Origin of the sequence: Bradyrhizobium lablabi (assembly GCF_018131005.1) — a bacterium.
GTDB lineage: Bacteria > Pseudomonadota > Alphaproteobacteria > Rhizobiales > Xanthobacteraceae > Bradyrhizobium > Bradyrhizobium lablabi_D.
In genome coordinates, this window is sequence record NZ_JAFCJK010000001.1 from 994,725 (window position 1) to 1,018,428 (window position 23,704).

Here is a 23,704-nt window from a genome sequence, read left to right on the forward strand (position 1 = left end):
GCGTAAACAAAACTCGTTACCACCGCGTTGACGTGCGGTGAGTTTCGGCGCGAACGGGACGGGTCAGGCAGCGCGGCGAAGATCGTCCGCCAGCGCGCGGTAGGATAGCGCTTCCGCCAGATGCAGCCGGCCGATCGTCCCCGCGCCGTCGAGATCGGCGAGCGTGCGCGCCACCCGCAGGACGCGGTGATAGCCGCGCGCGGTGAGGCGCATGGTCTCGGCGGCCTCGCGCAACAACTTCTGGCCCTGGGCGTCTGGCTGCGCGATGGTCTCGAGCAGGGAGGCGGGCGCTTCCGCATTGGTGCGGATATGCGGCAGGCCCGCCGCCGCGAAGCGCGCAAGCTGGACGACGCGCGCGGCCGCGACGCGGGCCGCAACCTCGGCCGATCCTTCCGACGGCGGCGGCAGGATGAGGTCGGCCGCGGTCACGGCCGGCACCTCGATTCGCAAGTCGATGCGATCCATGAGCGGGCCCGAGATACGCATCTGGTAGTCGGCGGTGCAGCGGTCGAGGGGGCCGCGCTTGCAGGAATGGCCGGGCTCATAGGCATGGCCGCAGCGGCACGGGTTCATTGCTGCGATGAGCATGAAGCGCGCCGGATAGCTGACGCGGTGGTTGGCGCGGGACACCGCGACCTCACCGTTCTCCAGCGGCTGGCGGAGCGAGTCCAGCACACGCGGGTCGAACTCCGGCAGTTCGTCGAGGAACAGCACGCCCTGATGCGCGAGCGAGATCTCCCCGGGTCTTGCGCGCGAGCCGCCGCCGGTCAGCGCCGCCATGCTGGCGGAATGATGGGGACTCCGGAATGGGCGCCGCGCGGTCAGCGCGCCGTCACGGATTTCGCCGGCGACGGAGGCGATCATCGAGACTTCGAGCAGCTCCGATGGCGACAGCGGCGGCAGGATCGACGGCAGCCGCGCTGCCAGCATCGATTTGCCGGCGCCGGGTGAGCCGATCATCAACAAGTGATGACCGCCGGCGGCCGCGATCTCAAGTGCTCGCTTGGCGCTCTCCTGGCCCTTGATGTCGCGCAGGTCTAGCAGTGTTCCCTCGCGCTCATGCACTTTCGGTGAGGGGCGCGACAACACCTGCGAGCCCTTGAAGTGATTGGCGATCTGGATCAGCGAATTTGCCGCGATGATCTGGATGTCCGGGCTCGCCCATGCGGCCTCCGAGCCACAGGCCGCCGGACAGATCAGCCCCTCGTCGCGGGAATTGGCGCCGATCGCAGCCGGCAGCACGCCAGCGACGGGGGCGATCGAGCCGTCGAGCCCGAGTTCGCCGAGCACGGTGAAGCCGTTGAGGGCATCGGGCGGGATCGCCCCGATCGCCGCCATCAGCCCGAGCGCGATCGGCAGATCGTAATGGCTGCCTTCCTTGGGCAAGTCGGCCGGAGCGAGATTGACGGTGATTCGGCGAGCGGGCAGGGCAAGGCCCGAGGCGATCAACGCCGAGCGCACCCGTTCCCGTGCTTCCGATACTGCCTTGTCGGGGAGCCCGACGATGGCGAAGGCCGGAAGCCCCGGCGCCACCTGGACCTGTACGTCGACTGCGCGGGCCTCGATCCCTTCGAAAGCGACGGTGGAAACGCGTTGAACCATGCTGCCTCTTATTCCGCAATCCAGGGTAGCGGAACCGGGCGCGCCGCGCAAGAACAATGAGAGAACATCCGGGGGCGGTGATGACCGCCCCCGGATTCTACCCTTACAGCAACATCTGCATCGGCTCGGGATAGTAATGGAATCCCTCGCCGGTCTTTGCGACGTGGCCGTAGCCGGGCCACGCAAAGTGATAGGACATCACGGGAGTCTTGTTGGCCGCGAGCATGTCCAGCAGCTTGACGCGTGTCGCGGCGGCCTGCTTCGGGTCGCTGTCGTAGGAGAATTCCATCCGGGGCTTCTCGAGCAACAGCACCGGATGGTGCGAGAGGTCGCCGAGGAAGCAGAAGGATTTGCCGGCCGACGTCACCATGAAGATGGTGTGGCCAACGGTGTGGCCGGGTGCAGCGATCGCCTGCACGCCGGGGAGGAATTCCTGGCCGTCCTTGAAGAACACCAGGCGATCCCGCACCGGGAGCAAATTCTTTCGCGCGTGGACCACGAAGTCCTTCAGCGGGCTATCCATCTTGCCTTCATCGGTCCAGAAATCGAAATCGCTCTGGGCGATGTAGTATTGCGCGTTCGGGAACAGAGGCTTGCCGTCTTCGCCGACGACGCCACCGATATGATCGATATGCGCGTGCGAGAAGACCACCGCGTCGATCTGGTCCGGCCTGATGCCCGCTTCCGCCATGCTCTTCTGCTGGCGGCCGGTGGTTGGGCCGAAGGCTTTCGAGGTGCCCATGCCGGTATCGAACAGGATCAGCTTGTCGCCCATGTTGACGATCGGGGAGTTCTGCTCGAGCACAACATTGTCCGGCGACAGGAAATTGTCGGAGAGCATCTTCTTCACTTCGTCATCGGGTACGCCGACGAACGTGCCCTTGGGGGGACCGAGCGGCAGCGGGCCGTCGGATACGATGGTGACTTCGGCGTCGCCGAGAATGAAGCGGTGCCAGTAGGGGGTTTGGGTGCCGAGCTTCGGCGCTTTGGCGAATGCACTGCCACCGAGCACTGTGCTGGCGCCGAGACCGGCACCGAATGCGAGCAAGGATCGTCGTGAGACATTGAGCGTCATACGTCTTCCTCCACCGTTCTTTTGATATTTTTACATTGTCGCCCGCGCCGACCGGTCGCTTGATCTGACGCAGGCATAGGCATGCTGCGCTTGCGCTCGTAAGCTGGCAAGTAGAATCAGATTTGCAGAGTGCGCGCAGGTGAGCTTGCTCGGCCGTGCAACGCAGAAGAGAAGTCTATTTCGCGGCGCGCTTCGCCTCGATGGCATCCCAGATCTTGGCGGCGACATCCGGGCCGTTAAGTCGCTGGATCGCGCGGATGCCGGTAGGCGAGGTGACGTTGATCTCAGTGAGGTTGCCGTCGATCACGTCGATGCCGACAAAGAGGAGGCCGCGTTCACGCAGTGCCGGTCCGAGCGTCGCACAGATTTCGCGCTCGCGCTCGGAGAGATCAGTCGCCTTTGCCGCGCCGCCGCGCACCATGTTGGAGCGAAGGTCATCCGCGGCCGGCACGCGGTTGACGGCGCCTGCAAATTCGCCGTCGACCAGGATGATCCGCTTGTCGCCGTGCTTGACCTCGGGCAGGAAGCGCTGGATCACCCACGGCTCCTTGAACGTGACCGAGAACATGTCGAACAGCGAGCCGAAATTCATGTCCTGCGGCATGATGCGGAACACCGCGGCGCCGCCATGGCCGTGCAACGGCTTCATGACGACGGCGCCGTGCCGATCGCGAAACGAATTGATCTCGTCGAGATCGCGCGAGATCAGCGTCGGCGGCATCAACTGCGGAAAATTCATTACGAACAGTTTCTCCGGCGCGTTGCGCACGCTGGCGGGATTGTTGACGACCAGTGTCTTGGGATGGATGCGCTCGAGGAAATGCGTCGAGGTGATGTAGGCGAGATCGAACGGCGGGTCCTGCCGCAGCAGTACGACATCGAAAGCATTGAGCGGCTCGCGCTTGGGCTCGCCGAGCGTGAAGTGATTGCCGAGCTCGTCTCGCACGGTCAAGAGGTGCACCGGCGCCACCAGCTCCTCGCCGCGCAGCGACAGCTTGTCGGGCGTGTAATATGAAATCCCGTGGCCGCGCTTCTGCGCCTCGAGCAAAAGCGCAAAGGTGGAATCGCCCCCGATGTTGATGCGCGCGATGGGGTCCATCTGGACAGCGACGTTCAATTTCATGAGGTGTATCCCAGGTCTGGTGGCTCTTATTGACTGGCGTCGAATGCCGCCAACAAATGGCGCGGCAGGCTCCTCGGCGCAATCAGGACGGCGTCGAATCTCAGATCAAATTCCGCATGTTCGGGATGCGCCATCAGCCAGACCTGCGCAGCATCGATGATGCGCTGCTGCTGGCGCGGCGTCACCGCATAGGCGGCGTCATCGAGTCTCGCACGAGCCTTGACCTCGATGAAGGCTATCAGATTGCGCCGGCGCGCCACGAGGTCGATCTCGCCATAAGGCGTGCGGAAGCGTTTGGCCAGGATCCGATAACCCTTGGCCATCAGCCAGGCGGCGGCGCGGCTCTCGGCGGAGAGGCCAGCGCGGAACGCCGCGATGCGTTCGGGTGAACCGCCGTCACGCTTGCCGCCGCTTGTCGTGCTGCCGTTAGCCTTGGGCATCGTCGGCTCTGATGTCGCGGACGAGCTCAAGGGCTCGGGCATAGACCTCGCGGCGTGGCCTGCCCGACAACGCAACCGCATGGGCCACCGCGTCCTTGACGCTGTTGAGCGCGAGCTGGGCGCGCAACAGGTCGTCGAGCGCGCCCTCGTCCATCACCCCGGCATCGTCCGGCGGCGGCCCGACGACGAGCACGAATTCGCCGCGCGTTTCCAGCGTGTCGGCGCGAGCGGCAAGCTCGGCGATCGGCGCTCGCTGGATTTCTTCGTGCATTTTCGTCAGCTCCCGGCAGATCGCGGCGTCGCGCCCGCCCATGATCGCGGCGAGATCGCGCAAGCTGTCGTGCAGGCGATTGCCGGATTCGAACATCACAAGCGTGGCATCGATCCTGGCGAGCTCGGCAAGCCGCGCCTGCCTGGCGTGCTCCTTCGCCGGCAAGAACCCCTCGAAGAAGAACCGGTCGGTCGGCAAGGCCGCAACCGACAACGCGGTCAACACCGATGACGGTCCCGGTACGGCGATCACGGGATGCCCGGCGGCGCAGACCTCGCGCACCAGCTTGAAGCCGGGGTCGGATATCAGCGGCGTGCCGGCATCGGAGATCAGCGCGATCGCGCCGCCCCGCGCCAGCCGTTCGAGGATTTTTGGCCGCGCCAGCGCCGCATTGTGCTCGTGATACGGCTTCAGCTCGGCCGCGATCGCGTAGCGCTCGGTCAGGCGGCGCGTGATTCGCGTGTCCTCGCAGGCGATGGTGTCGACGCCGGCGAGCGTTTCCAGCGCGCGCAGGGTGATATCACCGAGGTTCCCGATCGGGGTCGCTACCAGATACAGTCCGGGCGCGGCCCTGGGCGCGGGCAGTATCTGGCCACCTACGGAAAAAGTTCTCTCCGCAGGAGCCATGACGGCATCCGAACCGTGGTGGGAACTGGGTTTTGGGCGCATAATACCAATCTAGAGGGCTGGCCGCTTTTGCGCCACATCGGAGGGATGCTGGTGGAAAAGCACGCTGCCGGGCCGAAAAACGCGAGCGCCGGCTGTTGCCGTGAGGTCCTAATCCTTTTGTTTCGATTAACTATTCGCCGACAATATGCCTGATTCCATCCCCTTCATCAGGGCCAGGATGGAGTCCTGGCCGATCACGGTCGGTCAAGAGAAGAGATACGATGGTGGGCTCGTATAACCGGAAATCACGATCGTCGGGCCCGACCCGGCGAGCGGCGCTTGGTCTCATCGTTGGCACGCCTCTGCTGTCGGCCTGCTCCGGCGTCCAGCAGAGCTTGAGTCAGTTCACGAGTGGGCAGGATGCCGCGCCTGGAGGCCAGCCCCAGCAGCCTCAGGCGATCGGAACCGGGCAGGTCAAGGTCGGGCTTGTGTTGCCGCTGTCGGCAGCCGGCAATGCCGGCGTTGCCGCACAATCGATGAAGAATGCCGCCGAAATGGCGCTGGCCGAGTTTCAGAACCCGAACATCCAACTCCTGATCAAGGACGATGGCGGCAGCCCGCAGGGTGCGGCGCAGGGAACCCAACAGGCGTTATCCGAAGGCGCAGAGATTATCCTGGGGCCGCTGTTTGCAGGTTCGGTGCCCTCCACCGCGCAATTGACGCGCGCGCGCGGAACGTCCGTGATCGCATTCTCGACCGACGCCAGCATCGCCGGGCGCGGCGTATATCTCTTGAGCTTCCTGCCCGAATCCGACGTCAATCGCATCATCGACTATGCCGCCGGCACGGGAAAGCGGTCCTTCGCGGCGCTCGTGCCCGACAACGCCTATGGCAACGTGGTCGAGGCCGCGTTCAAGCAGGCGGTCGGCCGCAAGAACGCCCGCATCGTCGCGTTCGAGAAATACGGCGCTGACCGCGCCACGCCGGCGCGGACGGTGGCGCAGGCGCTTGGCCAGGCCGACGCGCTGCTGCTTGCCGACGACGGCGATTCGGTCGTGGCGACCGCCGACGCGCTGACGGCGGCCGGCTCCAATCTGCGAAACATCCAGTTGCTGGGTACCGGCCTGTGGGACAATCCGCGGGTGTTCGCGAGCCCCGTTTTGCAGGGCGGACTGTATGCCGCGCCCGATCCGGCCGGGTTCCGTAGCTTCGCCGGCCGCTACCGCACCCGGTTTGGCGGTGAGCCAGTCCGCACCGCCACGCTCGCCTATGATGCTGTCGCCCTGGTCGCGGCGCTCGCACGCACGCAAGGCACGCAGCGCTTCGCGGCGGAGACACTGACCAATCCGTCGGGCTTCGCCGGCATCGACGGTCTGTTCCGCTTCCGCTCCGACGGCACCAACGAGCGCGGCCTCGCTGTCATGAAGGTCGCCTCGGCCGGCGGCACGGCAGTTGCCGGCTCACCGAAGAGTTTTGGTGCTTAAAGCTGATCCGGAAAAGTGTGTAACGGTTTTCCCTCGCGACAACCGCGCAGCGTTTGCGCGGAGATCATGCGCAAGCAACAAGCCAAGGCGCGATGATGATTCATCCTGATCTCATCGCGCTTTAGGCAGCCAAGTCCGCAACGACAGCGTCGAGCACCGGGAAGCCCGACTTGGTCACGCGCAGCCGTCCATCAGCGTCGACGGCAATCGCGCCTTCCTCGCGCAGCATGGCGATCCTGTGCGGATCAAGCTCGCGGCCAGCGAGCCAGGCGTAGCGCCTGGGATCGATGCCTTCGGCAAGCCGCAATCCCATCAGCAGGAACTCGTCGGCGCGCTCCTCGCTGTTGAGGCAATCGTCGGTGACGACGCCGTGACCGCTTGATTCGACGCGCATCAGCCAAGCTTCAGGACGCTTCTCGGTCGCGGTTGCGTGCCTGACACCATCGATATCAAGGCGACCATGCGCGCCTGGGCCGATACCGGCGTATTCCTCGCCGCGCCAGTAGACGAGATTGTGCCTGCACTCCGCGCCGGCGCGCGCGTGGTTGGAAATCTCGTAGGCCGGCAGTCCCTCGTGCGCGCAGATCTCCTGCGTCACGTCATAGAGCGCCCGCGCGGTCGCCTCATCAGGGGGCCGCAACTTGCCGGCGGCATGCAGGCCGAAGAAGGGCGTACCCTCTTCGATCGTGAGCTGGTAGAGCGACAGGTGCTCGGCCGCTTCCGAGATCGCCTGCTTCAATTCGCTCGCCCACATTTGCGGTGTCTGCTCCGGGCGCGCATAGATCAAATCGAACGAATAGCGCTCGAACGCCGTGCGCGCGATCGCGACCGCCTCGAGCGCCTCGCGCGCGGTGTGCAGCCGTCCAAGTGCCTTCAGCGACGCATCATCCAGCGCCTGCACGCCGAGCGAAACGCGATTGACGCCAGCGATGCGATAGCCATGAAACCGCGTCGCCTCGACGCTGGTCGGGTTGGCCTCGAGCGTGACCTCGACCTCGCGCGCGACTTGCCAATGCTTGCCGATCGCATCGAGCACGGCGCCGACGGTTTGCGGCTGCATCAGGGAGGGCGTGCCGCCGCCGAGGAAAATCGATCTGACCTCGCGTCCGGGGGCGCGCGCCGCTGTTGTTTCGATCTCGCGGGCGAAGGCGCGCACGAAGCGGCTTTCGTCGACAGGCGCATGCCGGACGTGGCTGTTGAAATCGCAATAGGGACATTTCGACAGGCAAAATGGCCAGTGCACGTAGACGCCAAACGCTGCCTTTCCATCCTTCGCTTGTGGGCCGCGCCGGGCCCGGCTCGCGCCGAGGGGGGTAGCGTGATGGCGTTCAGCGCGGCTCAAGGCAGATCTCCGCGAGCTTGACGAAGGCGCGGGCGCGATGCGACAGGCCGAGCCCCAACGGCGGCAGGCCGTGCTTTTCGACGCTCGTCATTTCGCCGAACGTACGCGCGTATCCGTCGGGCAAAAAGGCTGGATCATACCCGAAACCGGCCGTGCCGCGCGGCGGCCACACCAGAGTGCCGTCGACGTGAGCCTCGACCTCCTCGAGATGGCCGTCCGGCCAGGCGACGCATAGGGCGGAGACGAATTGCGCCTTTCTCTGGTTGGGCATCGTGGCGCCGCGCTCCTGCAGCAGCCGCTCGATCCGCGTCATCGCCGCCATGAAGTCCTTGGCTTCGCCGGCCCAGCGCGCAGAATAGATGCCGGGCGCGCCGTCGAGCGCGTCAACCACGAGGCCCGAATCATCGGCAAAGGCCGGCAATCCCGTCGCGTTCGCGGATGCGGTCGCCTTGATCGCGGCGTTGGCGCGAAAGCTGTCGCCGGTCTCCTCGGGCTCGGCGAGATCGAGCTCGCCAGCCGACACCGCTTCGACGCCATGCGGCGCGAGCAGTTCCCTCATCTCGGCGAGCTTGCCGGGATTGTGGGTCGCAATAACGAGCTTTCCGGTGATTCGGCGGTGCATGGCCAATCAGACTACGCCACCGCGATCTTTTGCAAGTCGACCAGACGCGCGACGCCCTTGCGCGCCAGCGCCATCAACGCCAGCAATTCGCTTTCCGAGAACGGCGTCTTCTCGGCGGTACCCTGCACCTCGATGATGCGGCCGTCGCCGGTCATGACGAAATTGGCATCGGTCTCGGCCTCGGAATCCTCGGCATAGTCCAGATCGAGCACCGGCGTGCCTTGATAGATGCCGCAGGAAATCGCCGCGACGTTGTCGCGCAGCACGTTCGTTTTCAGCATGCTGCGGGTCTTCATCCAGTTGATGCAGTCCGCAAGCGCCACCCAGGCACCGGTAATCGACGCCGTGCGAGTGCCGCCATCGGCCTGGATGACGTCACAGTCGACGGTGATCTGACGCTCGCCGAGCGCTTCAAGATCGATCGCGGCGCGCAAGGAGCGGCCGATCAGCCGCTGGATCTCGACGGTGCGCCCACCCTGCTTGCCCGCGGACGCCTCGCGGCGGGTGCGTTCCAGCGTGGCGCGCGGCAGCATGCCGTATTCGGCCGTGACCCAGCCGCGGCCCTGGCCCTTGAGCCACGGCGGCAGCCGTTCCTCCAGCGTAGCGGTTACCAGGACATGGGTGTCGCCGAATTTCACCATGCAGGAACCCTCGGCATATTTGACGACGCCGCGTTCCAGCGACACGGGACGCAGTTCATCGGGTGCACGGCGGCTTGGCCGCATGGAATCCTCCGAAAATCCGAACTAGTTGGCTGGCCGTGCTTGTAGGAGGGGGACGAGGCAGCGGCAAGGGTTTTCGGCCCCTGGTTTTTTCAGCGGACGAGTGCACGCTTGTCACCGGCCCCCCGGATCGACAAATTAGGGGTAATTGCGAGGGAGTGGAGTGTGGCTCACCACGATCCGATTGGTCTGATTGCACCACAGGCGGGGCTGGCGCAGCTCAACGAGCGGTCCCGCGATATTTTTCGTCAAATTGTCGAGAGCTACCTTGCGACCGGCGAGCCCGTCGGTTCGCGCAATGTTTCGCGCTTGATCGCGTTACCGCTGTCGCCGGCATCGGTCCGCAACGTGATGTCGGATCTCGAGCAACTCGGCCTGATCTACGCGCCGCACACCTCGGCCGGCCGGCTGCCGACCGAACTCGGCTTGCGCTTCTTCGTCGATGCCCTGATGCAGATCGGCGACCTCACCGAGGCGGAGCGGCAATCGATCCAGACTCAGCTTGCCTCCGTGGGACGCGCCCAAACGGTCGAGGCCGCGCTCGGCGAAGCGCTGACGCGGCTGTCGGGCCTGACTCGCGCCGCGGCGGTCGTGCTGACGCCGAAGTCGAATGCGCGGCTGAAGCACATTGAGTTCGTGCGGCTCGAGCCGGAGAAGGCGTTGGTCGTGCTGGTCGGCGAGGACGGCCAGGTCGAAAACCGCGTGCTGGCCTTGCCGCCAGGCGTTCCCTCGTCTGCACTGATGGAGGCGACCAACTTCCTCAACGCCCGGATCCGCGGACGGACGCTCGCCGAAGTGCGCCTCGAACTCGAGACCGCGTTGACGCAGAGCCGCGCCGAACTCGACCAGCTTACGCAAAAGGTGATCGCCGCGGGAATCGCGAGCTGGTCCGGCGGCGAAAGCGAGGACCGGCAATTGATCGTGCGCGGCCACGCCAACCTGCTGGAGGATTTGCATGCGCTCGACGATCTGGAGCGCATCAAGTCGCTGTTCGACGATCTCGAGACCAAGCGCGGCGTGATCGATCTGCTCGGCCGCGCCGAGCGTGGCGAGGGGGTGCGGATTTTCATCGGCTCGGAGAACAAACTGTTCTCGCTGTCCGGGTCATCGACCATCATCGCGCCCTACAGCGATGCTGCGGGGCGGATTGTCGGTGTGCTAGGTGTGATCGGCCCGACGCGGCTGAACTATGCGCGGGTGATTCCGGCGGTGGATTACGCCGCGCGCATCGTCAGCAAGGTCTTGGGGGGTGACCTGGGCGGCTGATGTAGCGCCGGTAATTCAGTTTCATTTGACGCGCTTTTCTGAACCGGAGGTCACTTCACCCGGCAATGCCATGCTGCGCTTGATTTTCGTCGCCCAAAGCACGATATCCGGCCTAGCAATCCCCAAGATTTGAATCGATGCGAGTTTTTCGAGAAGGCAAGCCATGACCGATCCGAACCGGCCGAACGACAATGCCGAGAATCCGGCGCAAACCGGCGAGCCCGTGGTCTCCAGGCCCTACGTCATGCCCGACGATCCCGAGGTCGGATCGGTCGAGGCGCTGACCAAGGAACTGGCCGAAGCGCGCGACAAGACGCTGCGCACACTGGCCGAGATGGAAAATCTCCGGCAGCGCACCCGCCGCGAGGTCACCGACGCCAAGACCTACGGGATCACCGGATTCGCCCGCGATGTGCTTGAGATTGCCGACAATCTGCAGCGTGCGCTCGATGCGGTTCCCGCCGAAACCAAGGAGGCCGCAGATCCCGGCCTGAAGGCCTTGATTGAAGGCGTTGAGCTGACCGAACGGTCGCTGCTCAACGCGCTGGAAAAGAACGGTGTCAGGAAATTCGATCCGATGGGTGAGAAGTTCGATCCGAACTTCCAGCAGGCGATGTTCGAGGTACCCGATCCGTCGGTGCCGTCAGGCACCGTGGTGCAGGTGGTGCAGGCTGGTTACATGATTGGCGAGCGCGTGCTGCGGCCAGCCCTGGTCGGCGTCGCCAAGGGTGGCGCGAAGGCCGCGCCCGCCGCCGATATCATCGCTTGATCCGCCGGCCTCGGCCGCGAATTGAACATCGGGAGCCCCAGACATCGAGAGACTCGGTTCTGATTCAATCAGAGCCGATGTCCGACGATTGGATGCGTTTGACGCCGGCCTCGGCCATGTCGGCCCAGGCCTTGGCGAGTGACCCCTGCGTGTCGATGCCGCGGCATGCATCTTCCACCACATAGGTCTCGAAGCCGGCCTTTCGCGCATCGAGCGCAGTCCATGCCACGCAAAAATCGGTGGCGAGCCCTGCGACGAACACCCGCTCGACCTTGCGCGCCTTCAGATAGGCGGCAAGCCCGGTGGTGGTCTTGCCGTCGGCCTCGGTGAAGGCGGAGTAGCTGTCGACATCCCTATGGAAGCCTTTGCGGATGATCAGGGCCGCCTGCGGGATCGCAAGATCCTTGGAGAGCGCGGAGCCCTCGGTGCCCTGAACGCAATGGTCGGGCCACAGCACCTGCTTGCCATAGGCAAGGTCGATCGCCTCGAACGGCTTCTTGCCTGAATGGGCGGAGGCGAACGACACGTGTCCGGGCGTGTGCCAGTCCTGCGTGATCACCACATTGGCGAAGGTCTTGGCGATCTTGTTGATGACCGGCACCACTTGCTCGCCGTCCTTCACCGCGAGGCTCCCGCCGGGCAGGAAGCAGTTCTGCACGTCGATCACAAGCAGCGCCGAGACCTCGTCGGGCTTGATCGCCGCCGCCCGGAGCTCGTTTGAAACCAGGGTTGCAAGAGCCGTCGCGCCGAGACCTGCAACAACCCGTCGTCGATCCAACATCGTGCCTCTCCTTGCTCGGTGAAACCGCATCAGGAGGCTAGTTCCGTTCACATACCAGCGAAAGTCGGATTTTTCGGCACCGCCTGCGGAAGCTTCGATCAGCCACGCGGCTGGATGCCGTCGCGCACGGCGCGGAACCGCGGGAACGCCTTTTCCCAATCGTCGCGTGGCGAACTGGCGATGATGCGCATCGAGGATTGCGAGCCGAACCGCAGCCACTGCACGATGGTCACCGGCGTGTTGTCCTTGCCGCTGGTCGCGTCGATCCGAGTCTCGTAGCCGGGCTGGCCGTCGATGCGGATCGGCTCGGACATCGTGATGCGTCCGTCGCGCACGCCGGGGATCGTGGTGGCGACCTGCCGGGCGAAGCGGCCGCGATCGTCCGGCGAGGCTGCGGTCGAGCCGATGACGGTGAGGATCATGAAGGGCCTGGTTTCGAGGCCGGACTTCTCGTCGCTGTCGGCGAGGATCAGGGCCGCGCCCGGCGCCAGCATGCGGATGTTCTTGAAATCGCTGAATTGGGTAAGCTTGAACGGCATCAGGCCGAGTTGTTCGGCGACCGGCACCTCGTTGCGGATGACGGCGCTGGCAAACATCTGCCGCACGGCGTCGTCGGTGTAGATCTTCATGGCGTTCTCAGGCACCTGCACCGCGATGTAGCCGGAGAAAGTCGGGCCGGGGAGGATCATGGAATAGCGCCGCACGTTGGTCGCGCCGTCCCGCGTGCTTTCCGCCGTGTAATAGGCGAGTCCCGCCGCGGTCTCGAGGCTTTCGGGCTTGATCCCTCCGGTGCCTGCGGGATTGGCCTTGAAGGCGTTCGCGACCTCGCCGTAGGCGTCCGCGGGAAGATCGACGATCAGGACCTTGACGCCTTGGTCCTCGGTTTCGAAACCGATGAAGGATTTCGCACGGATCAGGCCGACCAGCGGCTTCATCCCGACATGTGCGCCCGGCGGAAATACGACGTCGTCCGCGGAGGCCGGCCAGATGGTGGCGATCAGCAAGGCAACCGCAACGAGGACTCGAAAGGGCATCATGGAGGATCTACCGGTTTGCTTGCTTGGAGGCTGCTCAACGGGCCGGTGCAGGGCCTGGCGGACCTCGGTCAGTCGGGCCGCTTTTAGCGCTTTTGATGACCCTGCAACAGGGTCGGCCACTTCCTCGTTGGTCGCGTTGTCGGCGCCCACCCCTTCGGCGGGCCCCGACTTGCGCGGTTGCTCTTGGCCTTTGTGAGCGTTCACTCAACAGAGCGTTCCAATACCGCCGCGACGGGTCGCCGTTGAATGATTGCCCATCTGTTAACATGTTGAGGGGCCGAGCCGGGCGGCCCCGGGAGTGACACAATCTTTCAAACGTCAGTCTTTTCAGGCATCAACGTGGCGTCCAGTCCTTGCGGGGGCGACCCTCCCTCCTATATCAGGCTCACCGTCGCAATATCGCGAGTATGTGAACGTCTGGGGGTTCGGTTCGGAGCGCCGTCAGGGCCCAACCAATCTGCCGCAGCAAGAGGGATATGAAAACCATGGGTAAGGTCATTGGGATCGACCTCGGCACCACGAATTCGTGCGTTGCCGTGATGGATGGCAAAAACGCGAAGGTGATCGAGAATGCCGAGGGCATGCGGACGACGCCGTCGATCGTTGCCTTCACTGACGATGGCGAGCGCCTCGTCGGCCAGCCGGCGAAGCGCCAGGCGGTGACCAATCCCGAGCGCACCTTCTTTGCGGTGAAGCGCCTCATCGGCCGCCGCTACGACGACCCGATGGTCGAGAAGGACAAGAAGCTCGTTCCCTACAAGATCGTCAAGGCATCGAACGGCGACGCCTGGGTCGAAGCCGACGGCAAAACCTATTCGCCCTCACAGGTCTCGGCTTTCATCCTACAGAAGATGAAGGAAACCGCAGAGGCGCATCTCGGCCAGAAGGTCGATCAGGCCGTCATCACGGTTCCGGCCTATTTTAACGACGCGCAACGTCAGGCGACCAAGGACGCCGGCAAGATCGCCGGCCTTGAGGTACTGCGCATCATCAATGAACCGACAGCGGCTGCGCTTGCCTACGGTCTCGACAAGTCGAAGGCCGGCACCATCGCGGTGTACGACCTCGGCGGCGGCACCTTCGACGTCTCGATCCTCGAGATCGGTGACGGCGTGTTCGAGGTGAAGTCCACCAACGGCGACACCTTTCTCGGCGGTGAAGACTTCGACATGCGCCTGGTTGGCTATCTCGCCGATGAATTTCAGAAGGAGCAGGGCATTAACCTGCGCAACGACAAGCTCGCGCTGCAGCGTCTGAAAGAAGCGGCCGAAAAGGCCAAGATCGAGCTGTCGTCGACCACGCAGACTGAAATCAACCTGCCGTTCATCACGGCTGACCAGACCGGTCCGAAGCATCTGACGATGAAGCTGACCCGCGCCAAGTTCGAGGCGCTGGTGGCCGATCTCGTGGAGAAGACCATCGAGCCGTGCCGCAAGGCGCTGAAGGATGCCGGTCTTACCGCCGGCGAAATCGGCGAGGTGGTGCTGGTCGGCGGCATGACCCGCATGCCCAAGATCCAGGAAATGGTGAAGCAGTTCTTCGGCAAGGAGCCGCACAAGGGCGTCAATCCCGACGAGGTCGTGGCGATCGGCGCCGCGATTCAGGCCGGCGTGCTGCAGGGCGACGTCAAGGACGTGCTGCTGCTCGACGTGACCCCGCTCTCGCTGGGCATCGAGACGCTGGGCGGCGTGTTCACCCGCATCATCGACCGCAACACCACGATCCCGACCAAGAAGAGCCAGGTGTTTTCGACGGCCGAGGACAATCAGAACGCCGTCACCATCCGCGTCTTCCAGGGCGAGCGCGAAATGGCGGCCGACAACAAGATGCTCGGTCAGTTCGACCTGATGGGTATTCCGCCGGCTCCGCGCGGCATGCCGCAGATCGAGGTGACCTTCGATATCGACGCCAACGGCATCGTCAACGTGTCGGCGAAGGACAAGGCGACCGGCAAGGAACAGCAGATCCGGATTCAGGCGTCCGGCGGTCTGTCCGAGTCCGACATCGAGAAGATGGTCAAGGACGCCGAGGCCAATGCGGCCGAGGACAAGAAGCGCCGCGAGGCGGTCGATGCCAAGAACCACGCCGATGGTCTGGTGCATTCGACCGAGAAGGCGTTGGCCGAGCACGGTTCGAAGATTTCGGAGACCGAGCGCCGCTCGATCGAAGACGCTGTCAGCGACCTCAAGGAAGCGTTGAAGGGCGACGATGCCGAGGCGATCAAGGCCAAGACCAATACGCTGGCACAAGCTTCGATGAAGCTCGGTGAAGCGATGTACAAGCAGCAGGCGGAGTCCGATGCGGCCAAGGACGCTGCGAAGGACGACGTTGTCGACGCGGAATTCACCGAGGTCGACGACGACAAGAACAACAAGAAGTCTGCTTAAGCCGCGAGCTGGAAATGATGGCCCTCACGCCAAAGAGCACGCAGCGCGTCTCGACGGGGTGGGGGTCATTTTTCGTTAAGCCGATCGCCGCATCTTCCAGACCAGCGCGATTCTCTGCGATGGCGACGAACTTCGGACGGAATTGAAGGATGTCCACCAAGCGCTGCTATTACGAAACCCTCGAGGTCGAGCGGAACGCGGACGAGACCAAGCTCAAGGCAGCTTTCCGCAAGCTCGCGATGAAGTGGCATCCGGATCGCAATCCCGGCGATGCGCAGAGCGAGATCCGGTTCAAGGAAATCAACGAGGCCTACGAGGTGCTGAAGGACGGCGACAAGCGCGCCGCCTATGATCGCTTTGGCCATGCCGCGTTCGAACAGGGCATGGGCGGTGGCGGTCCCGGCTTCGGCGCGGGCTTCGCCTCGTCATTCTCCGATATTTTCGAGGACCTGTTCGGCATGGCCGGGCAGCGCCGCAGCGGCGGCCGCGAGCGCGGCGCCGACCTGCGCTACAACATGGAGATCACTCTCGAGGACGCCTTCCAGGGCAAGACCGCGCAAATCGAGATTCCAGTTTCCGTTACCTGTGAAACCTGCTCGGGCACCGGCGCCAAGGCCGGCACCAAGCCGAAGACGTGCTCGCATTGTGGCGGTGCCGGTCGTGTCAGGCAGGCCCAGGGCTTCTTCACGCTGGAGCGCACCTGCCCCGGCTGCCAGGGCCGCGGCCAGATGATCGAGGACGCCTGCACCTCCTGTGTCGGGTCGGGTCGAGTGACGCGCGACCGCACCTTGTCGGTCAACATTCCCCCGGGCGTGGAGGACGGCACGCGCATTCGCCTTGCGGGCGAAGGCGAGGCCGGCATCCGCGGCGGCCCGCCAGGCGATCTCTACATCTTCCTGTCGCTGACAGCGCACCAGTTCTTCCAGCGCGATGGCGCCGACCTGCATTGCCGTGTGCCGATCTCGATGGTGACGGCGGCGCTCGGTGGCGAATTCGAGGTGCCAACTATCGACAAGGGCAAGACCAAGGTAAAGGTGCCGTCCGGCACACAATCTGGGCGGCGCTTCCGCATCGCAGCAAAGGGCATGCCGGTGCTGCGCTCGCGTCAGACCGGCGACATGTACGTCCAGGTTGTGGTCGAAACGCCGCAGAATCTGACCAGGAAGCAGCAGGAATTGCTGATGGAGTTTGAAAAACTGTCGTCGGGTGCGACGCAGCCGGAGGCGGCGGGTTTCTTCTCTAAGGTCAAGGACTTCTTCGGAAGTCGTTCCGTCCAGCAGTAGCCGGCATGCTTGACCATGGCTGCTCCGACCTATACGTCTTTATGACCGTTTTCTGACAACCGCGCGATCGTGCGGTCCCGCCTGGTAGCGACATGTCCCTGCAATCGTCCGCGCGCGCGTTGAAGAAGCCCCCCCGTCTGGACGACGAGGTCCGTTTCCTTCGCTCATGGATCGAGAAGCCGCTGCATATGGGCGCGGTGATGCCGTCTGGGCGGCTGCTTGCCCGCACCATGGCGCAATATGTCGATGCGCACGCGGAAGGACCGGTCGTCGAACTTGGGCCGGGCACCGGTGCGATCACCAATGCGCTGATCGAGCATGGCGTCGATCAGAAGCGGCTCGTACTGGTCGAATACAATCCTGGCTTCTGCGCGCTCCTGGGCGAACGCTACCCACAAGCCAAGGTCGTCCAGGGCGATGCCTATGCGCTCCGCGATTCGCTGTGGGACGTCCTGAAAGCTCCGGCATCGGCTGTGGTCTCCGGCCTGCCGCTGGTCACCAAGCCGATGCTGACGCGCTTGAGGCTCGTCCGCGACGCATTCCTGATGCTCGCCCCGCACGCGCCCTTCGTTCAATTCACCTATTCGGTCGTGCCCCCGATTCCCAAATCGTTGCCGGGCGTGTCCACGGAAGCTTCCGAGCGGATCTGGATGAACCTTCCACCCGCCCGGGTCTGGGTGTATCGCAAGGGTTGATCGCTCTGCGCCGTCGCGCGGGCTCGTCCTGAACGCGATTTCAAAATGTCCGCGCTGAAAATCCTCGTGATCCCTGGATCGCTTCGCACTGGCTCGCTCAATGCGAAGCTCGCGGCCGTCGCGGCACAGGAACTGGTGCGGCAAGGTGCCGACGTCACCCGCATCTCGCTCGCCGACTTCCCGCTTCCGATCTATGACGGCGACCTGCAGGCCAAGTCGGGCGTGCCCAAGAACGCCGTCAATCTCAAGCGCATGGTCAGCGCCCATCACGGCGTACTGATCGTGACGCCGGAGTATAATTCATCGGTGCCGGCACTGGTGAAGAACACCATTGACTGGATGAGCCGGGTGCAGGACCAGCACGAAGCCCGCGGCGAGGTGTTCCGCGACCGCGCCTTCGCGATCGCCGCCGCGTCCGGCAACCGGCTCGGCGGCACGCGCGCACTCGCCGCGCTGCGGCTGATTCTTACGGCCTGCCACGCAACCGTGATCCCCAATCAGCTCGCACTGTCATTTGCGGAGCATGCCTACGACGATATGGACCAGCTGAAGCATCACGCCGACGTCGACGCGATGCAGGCAATGACGCGGCAGTTGATCGACTTCTCCCAACACATGATGTGAGGTGACATGCAGAGAGCCAGTGTCGCGCCGAGAGACCGGTTGATCGTGGCGCTCGATCTGCCGGCCATTGCCGCAGCCGAGGCGATGATCGAAACGCTTGGTGACAGCGTGAACTTCTACAAGATCGGCTATCAGCTCGCGTATGCTGGCGGCTTGCCGCTTGCGAAGCAACTCGCAAGCCGTGGCAAGAAGGTGTTCCTGGATCTCAAGATGCACGACATCGGCAACACCGTCGCGCGCGGCGTGGAAAGCGTGGCAAATCTCGGTGCAACCTTCCTCACCGTGCATGCCTATCCGCAGACGATGAAGGCCGCAGTCGAGGCACGCGCCGGTTCGGGCCTGAAGATCCTGGCCGTCACGGTGCTGACCTCTTATGACGATGGCGACCTTCATGCGGCGGGCTATCGCCTCAACGTCGCCGACCTCGTCGAGGCGCGCGCCCGGCAGGCGCAGGAGTTCGGCGTCGATGGCATTGTGAGCTCGCCTGAAGAAGCGGCCGCGCTGCGTAAGATCGTCGGCCATCAGATGAACCTGGTGACTCCGGGGATTCGCCCCGCGGGATCTGCGACCGATGACCAGAAGCGCATCATGACACCGGCGCGCGCTATTTCTGCCGGCGCTGACTATCTGGTGGTTGGTCGGCCGGTGATGGAAGCCGGCGATCCCAAGGCCGCCGCCGAGGCCATCCAGGGCGAGATCGCGCGGGCGCTGTCCTGAGCAGCAACAAGGAGAATAAACAGATGCCGAAGGGATACTGGATCGGACGCGTCGACGTTCATAACGAAGACGGTTACAAACCCTATGCGACCGCCAACCTTCCGATTTTCAAGAAGTTCGGCGGCCGTTATGTCGTGCGCGGTGGCCAGTTCACCGGCGTCGAAGGTCAAAGCCGCTCACGCAATGTCGTGATCGAATTTCCCGATTTTGAGACGGCGATGGCCTGCTACCGCTCGCCGGAATACCAGGCCAATATCGAGGTGCGGCAGCCGCATTCGATCGCCGATCTCATCATCATCGAGGGCTATGACGGCCCGCAGCCCTGAGACACGCAGGCCGCCGGAACCGGCCTCCCGAATCACACCGCTAGGGCATGATCCCGGCCGGAAAACCGGTTTCCACTTTTCCGGTTCATGCTTTATACGGCCTGAAGAGGTGAGCCATGGGTGACATGCGTCTGATTGTTGCGGGGGCCGGCGGCCGGATGGGCCGTGCGCTGACGCGGGTAATTTCCGAAACTCCGGGCGCTGTGCTGGCGGGAGCGCTGGAAGCGCCGGGCTCGGAGCTTCTTGGCAAAGACGCCGGTGTCCTCGCTGGTCTCCCGGCCAATGGCGTCGAGGTCTCGGCGGACCTGTGGTCGATGACGGCCAAGGCCGACGGTATTCTCGATTTCACCGTGCCGGCGGCGACCATCGCCAATGTCGCGATCGCGGCGGAGCGCGGCCTCGTTCATGTCATCGGCACCACCGGCCTGTCTCCGTCCGACGATGCCGTGATCAGGAGCGTCACCAATCGCGCCGTCGTGGTGAAATCGGGCAATATGAGCCTTGGCGTCAATCTGCTCGCTGCGCTGGTCAAGCGCGTTGCGCGGTCGCTCGATGAGAGCTTCGACATCGAGATCCTTGAAATGCACCACAAGGCCAAGATCGACGCGCCGTCGGGCACCGCCTTGATGCTCGGCGAGGCTGCCGCGGCTGGACGCAACGTCCAACTGGCGCAACATTCGGCACGTGGCCGCGATGGACTGACCGGGGCGCGGCGCGCGGGCGATATCGGCTTTGCCTCGTTGCGCGGCGGCACCGCGGCAGGCGATCATAGCGTGATCTTCGCCGGGCCCTCCGAGCGCATCACGCTGTCGCACCACGCGGAGGATCGCACGCTGTTCGCCCAGGGTGCGCTGAAGGCGGCGCTCTGGGCGCATGGCAAGACCCCCGGGCTCTATTCCATGGCCGACGTGCTGGGATTGAGCGAATAAATCAAGCTGAAGCGAAACGGAAACGGTGGAATGAGCGATCGTCTTCTAGTGCTCGTGCGGCACGGCCAGAGCGAATGGAATCTGAAAAATCTCTTCACCGGGTGGAAGGACCCCGATCTCACCGAACAGGGAATTGCCGAGGCCAAGGAAGCCGGCCGCAAGCTGAAGGCGCAGGGCCTGTCGTTCGACGTCGCCTTTACGTCCGACCTCACGCGCGCGCAGCACACGCTGAAGCTGATGCTCGCCGAGATCGGTCAGACCGGCTTGCCGACGAAGGAGAATCTTGCGCTCAACGAACGCGACTACGGCGATCTCTCGGGTCTTAACAAGGACGACGCTCGCAAGAAGTGGGGCGAGGACCAGGTGCTGATCTGGCGGCGCTCCTATGACGTGTCGCCGCCCGGCGGCGAGAGCCTAAAGGACACGCTGGCGCGGGCGCTGCCCTATTACGTGCAGGAAATTTTGCCCGGCGTGCTGCGCGGCGAGCGCACCCTGGTGTCGGCCCACGGCAATTCGCTGCGTGCGCTGATCATGGTGCTGGAGAAGCTGACGCCGGAGCAGATCCTCAAGCGTGAACTCGCGACTGGCGTGCCGGTGATCTATCGGCTTAATCTCGATTCCACTGTGGCGTCCAAGGTCGATCTGGCGGCGTGAGGGAACACGTCGACATCGACGTTCTCGTCGCGCCAATCCCGGATGCGGCACTCGATCAGCTCGCTGCGGTGCTTGTCGATTGCGTCGAAGGTGGCGCGAGTGTCAGCTTCATGTCGCCGTTTTCGCAAGCCGACGCACTTGCTTTCTTCCGCAAGATCGCGAGCTCCGTTGCGGCCGGCGACACCGTGCTGCTTGCAGCGAAGCTCGGCGGTCGAATCGTGGGCACGGTACAGCTCGGCCTCGACACGCCGCCCAATCAACCGCATCGCGCCGATATCAAGAAGATGCTGGTGCATCGCGCCGCCCGCGGCCGTGGTATCGGCGCTGCACTGATGGCGCGCATCGAGGACGAGGCGAAGCGCCATGGCCGCTGGCTGCTTGTGCTGGATACCGTGCCTGGTGAAAATGGCTATCGCCTCTACAAGCGCGCCGGCTGGACGGAATGCGGTCTGATCCCGAATTACGCGCTGTTTCCCGACGGCCGGCTCTGCGACACCGCGCTGTTCTGGAAACGGCTGGATCAGTAGTGGAAATTGCGGAATGGGTTTCGCTTCTCTCCAGACTCTTGTTTTGACTCGTTTTCTTCGCGGGAACCGGTGGCGACTTCGCTCGAAAACGCCATAGAAATCCTGCCTGTCAATGCGACCCAAGCTGACCGGCTTCCCAGCCGAGCATCGCCTGCTTCCGCGTGATGCCCCAGTGGTAACCAGTCAGTGCGCCGCTCTTGCCCAGCGCCCGATGGCACGGCACAACGAATGACACCGGGTTGCGGCCGACCGCGGCGCCGACCGCGCGCGAGGCCTTTGGGTTGCTGATCTTGTTGGCGATGTCGGAATAGCTGACGGCGCGGCCCATCGGAATCTTCAGCAGCGTCTCCCACACCCGCACCTCGAAATCGGTTCCGATCAGCACCACGCGCAACGGCTGGTCCGGCCGCCACAGCCGCGTATCGAAGATGCGCTGCGCCAGCGCGGCGGTCCCGTCGGTGTCCTCGACGTAGGTCGCATTCGGCCAGCGCCGTGTCATGTCGGCCAGCGCCGTCCTCTCCTCGCCGGGATCGGCGAAGGCGAGGCCTGCAAGCCCGCGGCTGGTCGCGATCACGATCGCTGTGCCGAACGGCGAGGGGTGGAAGCCGTAACGCAGCGTCATGCCGGTGCCGCCGTTTTTCCACTCGCCCGGCGACATCGCCTCGTGCGTCACGAACAGGTCGTGCAGCCGGCCGGGCCCCGAGAGCCCGGAGTCGAGCGCGGCATCGAGCACGCTGGCCGACTCGCGCAACAGACCCTTGGCATGGTCAAGCGTCAGCGCCTGCATGAAGGCCTTTGGCGTCAGGCTGGCCCAACGGCGGAACAAATGATGAAGTTCATCCGGTGTGACGCCGGCGGCGTCGGCCATCGCTTCGATGGTCGGCTGCGTGCGCCAGTGCTCCGAGATGAACGCGATCGCGCGCCGCACCGAGTCATAGTCGCGCAGTGCGGCGTTCTGCGGGCCCGGCTTGGCCAGGCGCTGGTCATGTATGGCGAGTGTCATCATGGGATCTGATTTAAGGGACATGGCGCGTCCAAACCACCCGATTTCTGACAAGCCGCTAGTGGATGGGATTGTAGGTCGGGCCCCGCTTGGCGGTGTTCAGCGCAACCATCAACGCCTTGGAAAGGCTGGCCTTTTCGTCCGGGCTCAGAAAGCTGCCGATGCTGACCCGGCGGCCGCGGGAGACCAGATAGAGCCGCTCGATGCCGAACTCCTCATGCGCTTTCTGCTCGAACTGCACCCAAAGCGGATTGAGCACCCATTCCACCACATGACCACGATGGCTGACCCGGCGTACCCGCAACTCCGATGGTGTCACCGTGATCTCCTCGCTCGCTTTGGCGCTGCGGAAATTGACCTTGAACGCCCAATAGACCACCAGCACGTCGAGGCCGAAGAAGCCGAAGATCGGCCAGGCGCCCAACCACCAGAACACGGTGCCGGCGATGAAGCTGATCACGGTGACGACCGTCATCAACACCACAAAGCCGGTGCGGTTGAGCGAACGGTGCGGCGTCAGCAATGCCGAGAACAGCTTCGGCTCGGCCTCAGCGTCGTTCCCGGGATCAAAGTCGTTGCCTGCGGTCATGGCGTGTCAGTATATCCCGATCATGGCCAAAATCACTCGCGCTCAACGCGCAAAGACGTCCAGCGTTCGGTCCGTCCCGAAGAAGAAATCCGCGAAGCCCGCAAAGTCGCCGCCTAAACGCGCTGCAAAGAGGGCGGCAAGACAGAAACCCTGGACGGCGGCCGAGGTCCACGAAGCCTTCAGCCGGTTCCGCAAAGCCAATCCCGAGCCCAAGGGCGAGCTGGAACACCTCAACCCCTACACCCTGCTGGTAGCGGTGGTGCTGTCGGCACAGGCCACCGACGCCGGCGTCAACAGGGCGACGCGCGCGCTGTTTGCCGTTGCCGATACGCCGGAGAAGATGCTCGCGCTCGGCGAGGAGAAGGTGCGCGACTACATCAGGACCATCGGGCTGTATCGCAACAAGGCCAGGAACGTCATCGCGCTTTCGGAGAAGCTGATCGCGGAATTCGGCGGCGAAGTGCCGCGGACCCGCACTGAGATCGAGTCGCTGCCCGGCGCTGGGCGCAAGACCGCGAATGTGGTGCTCAACATGGCATTTGGCGAGCACACCATGGCCGTGGATACCCATGTGTTTCGCGTCGGCAACCGAACTGGACTGGCGCCGGGCAAGACGCCGCTCGAGGTCGAGCTTGGGCTGGAGAAGGTGATCCCGCCCGAATTCATGCTGCACGCTCATCATTGGCTGATCCTGCATGGCCGCTACACTTGTCTCGCGCGCTCGCCGCGCTGCGAGGTATGCCTGATCAATGATCTTTGCAGATGGCCGGAGAAGACGGTCTGAGGCATGATCAACATCATCTGTTGATAGCCTCGTTCGGCGTTCC

At 64.1% G+C, this 23,704-nt stretch carries 26 protein-coding genes; 13 read left to right on the top strand and 13 right to left on the bottom strand.

Annotated elements, in window-relative coordinates; genetic code table 11:
* Positions 1 to 63: 63 nt before the first annotated feature.
* From JQ553_RS04635 to rsmI, 5 genes are all read right to left on the bottom strand, one after another.
* Entirely contained in the window at positions 64 to 1,602 is a 1,539-nt protein-coding gene (locus JQ553_RS04635; RefSeq protein ID WP_212498672.1) for a YifB family Mg chelatase-like AAA ATPase, read from the bottom strand.
* A 103-nt stretch (positions 1,603 to 1,705) separates the two neighbouring features.
* Positions 1,706 to 2,677 carry an MBL fold metallo-hydrolase gene (locus JQ553_RS04640; protein WP_212498673.1) on the bottom strand — a complete coding sequence of 324 codons (972 nt, stop codon included), beginning with the start codon at positions 2,675 to 2,677 and terminating at the stop codon, positions 1,706 to 1,708.
* Positions 2,678 to 2,852: 175 nt separating this feature from the next.
* Positions 2,853 to 3,800, bottom strand: a complete 948-nt coding sequence (gene gshB, locus JQ553_RS04645; RefSeq protein WP_212498674.1) for a glutathione synthase — start codon at positions 3,798 to 3,800, stop codon at positions 2,853 to 2,855.
* Between the two features lie 26 nt (positions 3,801 to 3,826).
* Positions 3,827 to 4,240: a YraN family protein gene (locus JQ553_RS04650; RefSeq protein WP_212498675.1), complete on the bottom strand. Its 414-nt coding sequence runs from the start codon at positions 4,238 to 4,240 to the stop codon at positions 3,827 to 3,829.
* A complete protein-coding gene (rsmI, locus tag JQ553_RS04655; RefSeq protein ID WP_212498676.1) occupies positions 4,227 to 5,180 on the bottom strand; it encodes a 16S rRNA (cytidine(1402)-2'-O)-methyltransferase in 954 nt (317 codons plus the stop codon). The genes JQ553_RS04650 and rsmI overlap by 14 nt, the downstream gene beginning before the upstream one ends.
* 221 nt (positions 5,181 to 5,401) lie before the next feature.
* On the opposite strand from rsmI, the gene JQ553_RS04660 reads away from it, so the two are divergent.
* On the top strand, positions 5,402 to 6,604 hold the full coding sequence (locus JQ553_RS04660) for a penicillin-binding protein activator (RefSeq protein ID WP_212498677.1): 1,203 nt from the start codon (positions 5,402 to 5,404) through the stop codon (positions 6,602 to 6,604).
* A gap of 121 nt (positions 6,605 to 6,725) precedes the next feature.
* On the opposite strand, the gene hemW is transcribed toward JQ553_RS04660, so the two are convergent.
* From hemW to rph, 3 genes are all read right to left on the bottom strand, one after another.
* Positions 6,726 to 7,847 carry a radical SAM family heme chaperone HemW gene (gene hemW, locus JQ553_RS04665; protein ID WP_212498814.1) on the bottom strand — a complete coding sequence of 374 codons (1,122 nt, stop codon included), beginning with the start codon at positions 7,845 to 7,847 and terminating at the stop codon, positions 6,726 to 6,728.
* Between the two features lie 85 nt (positions 7,848 to 7,932).
* The gene (rdgB, locus tag JQ553_RS04670) at positions 7,933 to 8,568 is read right to left on the bottom strand and encodes an RdgB/HAM1 family non-canonical purine NTP pyrophosphatase (RefSeq protein ID WP_212498678.1); all 636 of its coding nucleotides are present in this window, start codon (positions 8,566 to 8,568) and stop codon (positions 7,933 to 7,935) included.
* Between the two features lie 11 nt (positions 8,569 to 8,579).
* Positions 8,580 to 9,293 carry a ribonuclease PH gene (gene rph / locus JQ553_RS04675; protein ID WP_212498679.1) on the bottom strand — a complete coding sequence of 238 codons (714 nt, stop codon included), beginning with the start codon at positions 9,291 to 9,293 and terminating at the stop codon, positions 8,580 to 8,582.
* 162 nt (positions 9,294 to 9,455) lie between these two features.
* Between rph and hrcA the strand changes: the two genes are divergently transcribed.
* On the top strand, positions 9,456 to 10,556 hold the full coding sequence (gene hrcA / locus JQ553_RS04680; RefSeq protein ID WP_212498680.1) for a heat-inducible transcriptional repressor HrcA: 1,101 nt from the start codon (positions 9,456 to 9,458) through the stop codon (positions 10,554 to 10,556).
* Positions 10,557 to 10,577: 21 nt separating this feature from the next.
* Here the strand turns inward: hrcA and JQ553_RS04685 are convergent, their stop codons facing one another.
* On the bottom strand, positions 10,578 to 10,721 hold the full coding sequence (locus tag JQ553_RS04685) for a hypothetical protein (protein ID WP_212498681.1): 144 nt from the start codon (positions 10,719 to 10,721) through the stop codon (positions 10,578 to 10,580).
* Between JQ553_RS04685 and grpE the strand changes: the two genes are divergently transcribed.
* Positions 10,720 to 11,325, top strand: coding sequence for a nucleotide exchange factor GrpE (gene grpE / locus JQ553_RS04690; RefSeq protein WP_212498682.1), 606 nt, complete (start codon positions 10,720 to 10,722; stop codon positions 11,323 to 11,325). The genes JQ553_RS04685 and grpE overlap by 2 nt on opposite strands.
* 64 nt (positions 11,326 to 11,389) lie before the next feature.
* Here grpE and pncA read toward each other — a convergent pair whose 3' ends face one another.
* Positions 11,390 to 12,106: a bifunctional nicotinamidase/pyrazinamidase gene (gene pncA, locus JQ553_RS04695; protein WP_212498683.1), complete on the bottom strand. Its 717-nt coding sequence runs from the start codon at positions 12,104 to 12,106 to the stop codon at positions 11,390 to 11,392.
* A gap of 98 nt (positions 12,107 to 12,204) precedes the next feature.
* Entirely contained in the window at positions 12,205 to 13,143 is a 939-nt protein-coding gene (locus tag JQ553_RS04700; RefSeq protein ID WP_212498684.1) for a hypothetical protein, read from the bottom strand.
* Between the two features lie 485 nt (positions 13,144 to 13,628).
* On the opposite strand from JQ553_RS04700, the gene dnaK reads away from it, so the two are divergent.
* From dnaK to JQ553_RS04745, 9 genes are all read left to right on the top strand, one after another.
* Positions 13,629 to 15,530 carry a molecular chaperone DnaK gene (dnaK, locus tag JQ553_RS04705; protein WP_212498685.1) on the top strand — a complete coding sequence of 634 codons (1,902 nt, stop codon included), beginning with the start codon at positions 13,629 to 13,631 and terminating at the stop codon, positions 15,528 to 15,530.
* Positions 15,531 to 15,679: 149 nt separating this feature from the next.
* Positions 15,680 to 16,813 (top strand): molecular chaperone DnaJ, encoded by a 1,134-nt coding sequence (gene dnaJ / locus JQ553_RS04710; RefSeq protein ID WP_212498686.1) that lies wholly within the window; start codon positions 15,680 to 15,682, stop codon positions 16,811 to 16,813.
* A 92-nt stretch (positions 16,814 to 16,905) separates the two neighbouring features.
* The gene (locus tag JQ553_RS04715) at positions 16,906 to 17,508 is read left to right on the top strand and encodes a class I SAM-dependent methyltransferase (RefSeq protein ID WP_212498687.1); all 603 of its coding nucleotides are present in this window, start codon (positions 16,906 to 16,908) and stop codon (positions 17,506 to 17,508) included.
* A gap of 45 nt (positions 17,509 to 17,553) precedes the next feature.
* Positions 17,554 to 18,132, top strand: coding sequence for an NADPH-dependent FMN reductase (locus JQ553_RS04720; protein WP_212498688.1), 579 nt, complete (start codon positions 17,554 to 17,556; stop codon positions 18,130 to 18,132).
* A 6-nt stretch (positions 18,133 to 18,138) separates the two neighbouring features.
* Positions 18,139 to 18,849 (top strand): orotidine-5'-phosphate decarboxylase, encoded by a 711-nt coding sequence (gene pyrF / locus JQ553_RS04725; RefSeq protein WP_212498689.1) that lies wholly within the window; start codon positions 18,139 to 18,141, stop codon positions 18,847 to 18,849.
* A gap of 23 nt (positions 18,850 to 18,872) precedes the next feature.
* Positions 18,873 to 19,175 (top strand): DUF1330 domain-containing protein, encoded by a 303-nt coding sequence (locus JQ553_RS04730; RefSeq protein WP_212498690.1) that lies wholly within the window; start codon positions 18,873 to 18,875, stop codon positions 19,173 to 19,175.
* A gap of 116 nt (positions 19,176 to 19,291) precedes the next feature.
* Entirely contained in the window at positions 19,292 to 20,104 is an 813-nt protein-coding gene (dapB, locus tag JQ553_RS04735) for a 4-hydroxy-tetrahydrodipicolinate reductase (protein WP_212498691.1), read from the top strand.
* Between the two features lie 30 nt (positions 20,105 to 20,134).
* Positions 20,135 to 20,758: a 2,3-bisphosphoglycerate-dependent phosphoglycerate mutase gene (locus JQ553_RS04740; RefSeq protein ID WP_212498692.1), complete on the top strand. Its 624-nt coding sequence runs from the start codon at positions 20,135 to 20,137 to the stop codon at positions 20,756 to 20,758.
* Positions 20,755 to 21,285 (top strand): GNAT family N-acetyltransferase, encoded by a 531-nt coding sequence (locus tag JQ553_RS04745; RefSeq protein ID WP_212498693.1) that lies wholly within the window; start codon positions 20,755 to 20,757, stop codon positions 21,283 to 21,285. Before JQ553_RS04740 ends, JQ553_RS04745 begins: the two co-directional genes overlap by 4 nt.
* Positions 21,286 to 21,394: 109 nt before the next feature.
* Here JQ553_RS04745 and JQ553_RS04750 read toward each other — a convergent pair whose 3' ends face one another.
* Together JQ553_RS04750 and JQ553_RS04755 are read right to left on the bottom strand one after the other, a co-directional pair.
* Entirely contained in the window at positions 21,395 to 22,291 is an 897-nt protein-coding gene (locus JQ553_RS04750) for a bifunctional helix-turn-helix domain-containing protein/methylated-DNA--[protein]-cysteine S-methyltransferase (RefSeq protein WP_212498815.1), read from the bottom strand.
* Between the two features lie 55 nt (positions 22,292 to 22,346).
* Positions 22,347 to 22,877: a DUF2244 domain-containing protein gene (locus tag JQ553_RS04755; RefSeq protein ID WP_212498694.1), complete on the bottom strand. Its 531-nt coding sequence runs from the start codon at positions 22,875 to 22,877 to the stop codon at positions 22,347 to 22,349.
* Between the two features lie 22 nt (positions 22,878 to 22,899).
* Here JQ553_RS04755 and nth point away from each other — a divergent pair, with 22 nt between their 5' ends.
* Positions 22,900 to 23,661: an endonuclease III gene (nth, locus tag JQ553_RS04760; protein ID WP_212498695.1), complete on the top strand. Its 762-nt coding sequence runs from the start codon at positions 22,900 to 22,902 to the stop codon at positions 23,659 to 23,661.
* The last annotated feature ends 43 nt before the right edge of the window (positions 23,662 to 23,704 follow it).

Bases quoted from the DNA above. Each gene is read 5' to 3' on its own strand.
- JQ553_RS04635 (WP_212498672.1), bottom strand. From the start codon at position 1,602: ATGGTTCAACGCGTTTCCACCGTCGCTTTCGAAGGGATCGAGGCCCGC.
- JQ553_RS04640 (WP_212498673.1), bottom strand. From the start codon at position 2,677: ATGACGCTCAATGTCTCACGACGATCCTTGCTCGCATTCGGTGCCGGT.
- gshB (WP_212498674.1), bottom strand. From the start codon at position 3,800: ATGAAATTGAACGTCGCTGTCCAGATGGACCCCATCGCGCGCATCAAC.
- JQ553_RS04650 (WP_212498675.1), bottom strand. From the start codon at position 4,240: ATGCCCAAGGCTAACGGCAGCACGACAAGCGGCGGCAAGCGTGACGGC.
- rsmI (WP_212498676.1), bottom strand. From the start codon at position 5,180: ATGCGCCCAAAACCCAGTTCCCACCACGGTTCGGATGCCGTCATGGCT.
- JQ553_RS04660 (WP_212498677.1), top strand. From the start codon at position 5,402: ATGGTGGGCTCGTATAACCGGAAATCACGATCGTCGGGCCCGACCCGG.
- rdgB (WP_212498678.1), bottom strand. From the start codon at position 8,568: ATGCACCGCCGAATCACCGGAAAGCTCGTTATTGCGACCCACAATCCC.
- rph (WP_212498679.1), bottom strand. From the start codon at position 9,293: ATGCGGCCAAGCCGCCGTGCACCCGATGAACTGCGTCCCGTGTCGCTG.
- grpE (WP_212498682.1), top strand. From the start codon at position 10,720: ATGACCGATCCGAACCGGCCGAACGACAATGCCGAGAATCCGGCGCAA.
- JQ553_RS04685 (WP_212498681.1), bottom strand. From the start codon at position 10,721: ATGGCTTGCCTTCTCGAAAAACTCGCATCGATTCAAATCTTGGGGATT.
- pncA (WP_212498683.1), bottom strand. From the start codon at position 12,106: ATGTTGGATCGACGACGGGTTGTTGCAGGTCTCGGCGCGACGGCTCTT.
- JQ553_RS04700 (WP_212498684.1), bottom strand. From the start codon at position 13,143: ATGATGCCCTTTCGAGTCCTCGTTGCGGTTGCCTTGCTGATCGCCACC.
- dnaK (WP_212498685.1), top strand. From the start codon at position 13,629: ATGGGTAAGGTCATTGGGATCGACCTCGGCACCACGAATTCGTGCGTT.
- dnaJ (WP_212498686.1), top strand. From the start codon at position 15,680: ATGTCCACCAAGCGCTGCTATTACGAAACCCTCGAGGTCGAGCGGAAC.
- JQ553_RS04715 (WP_212498687.1), top strand. From the start codon at position 16,906: ATGTCCCTGCAATCGTCCGCGCGCGCGTTGAAGAAGCCCCCCCGTCTG.
- JQ553_RS04720 (WP_212498688.1), top strand. From the start codon at position 17,554: ATGTCCGCGCTGAAAATCCTCGTGATCCCTGGATCGCTTCGCACTGGC.
- pyrF (WP_212498689.1), top strand. From the start codon at position 18,139: ATGCAGAGAGCCAGTGTCGCGCCGAGAGACCGGTTGATCGTGGCGCTC.
- JQ553_RS04730 (WP_212498690.1), top strand. From the start codon at position 18,873: ATGCCGAAGGGATACTGGATCGGACGCGTCGACGTTCATAACGAAGAC.
- dapB (WP_212498691.1), top strand. From the start codon at position 19,292: ATGGGTGACATGCGTCTGATTGTTGCGGGGGCCGGCGGCCGGATGGGC.
- JQ553_RS04740 (WP_212498692.1), top strand. From the start codon at position 20,135: ATGAGCGATCGTCTTCTAGTGCTCGTGCGGCACGGCCAGAGCGAATGG.
- JQ553_RS04750 (WP_212498815.1), bottom strand. From the start codon at position 22,291: ATGATGACACTCGCCATACATGACCAGCGCCTGGCCAAGCCGGGCCCG.
- JQ553_RS04755 (WP_212498694.1), bottom strand. From the start codon at position 22,877: ATGACCGCAGGCAACGACTTTGATCCCGGGAACGACGCTGAGGCCGAG.
- nth (WP_212498695.1), top strand. From the start codon at position 22,900: ATGGCCAAAATCACTCGCGCTCAACGCGCAAAGACGTCCAGCGTTCGG.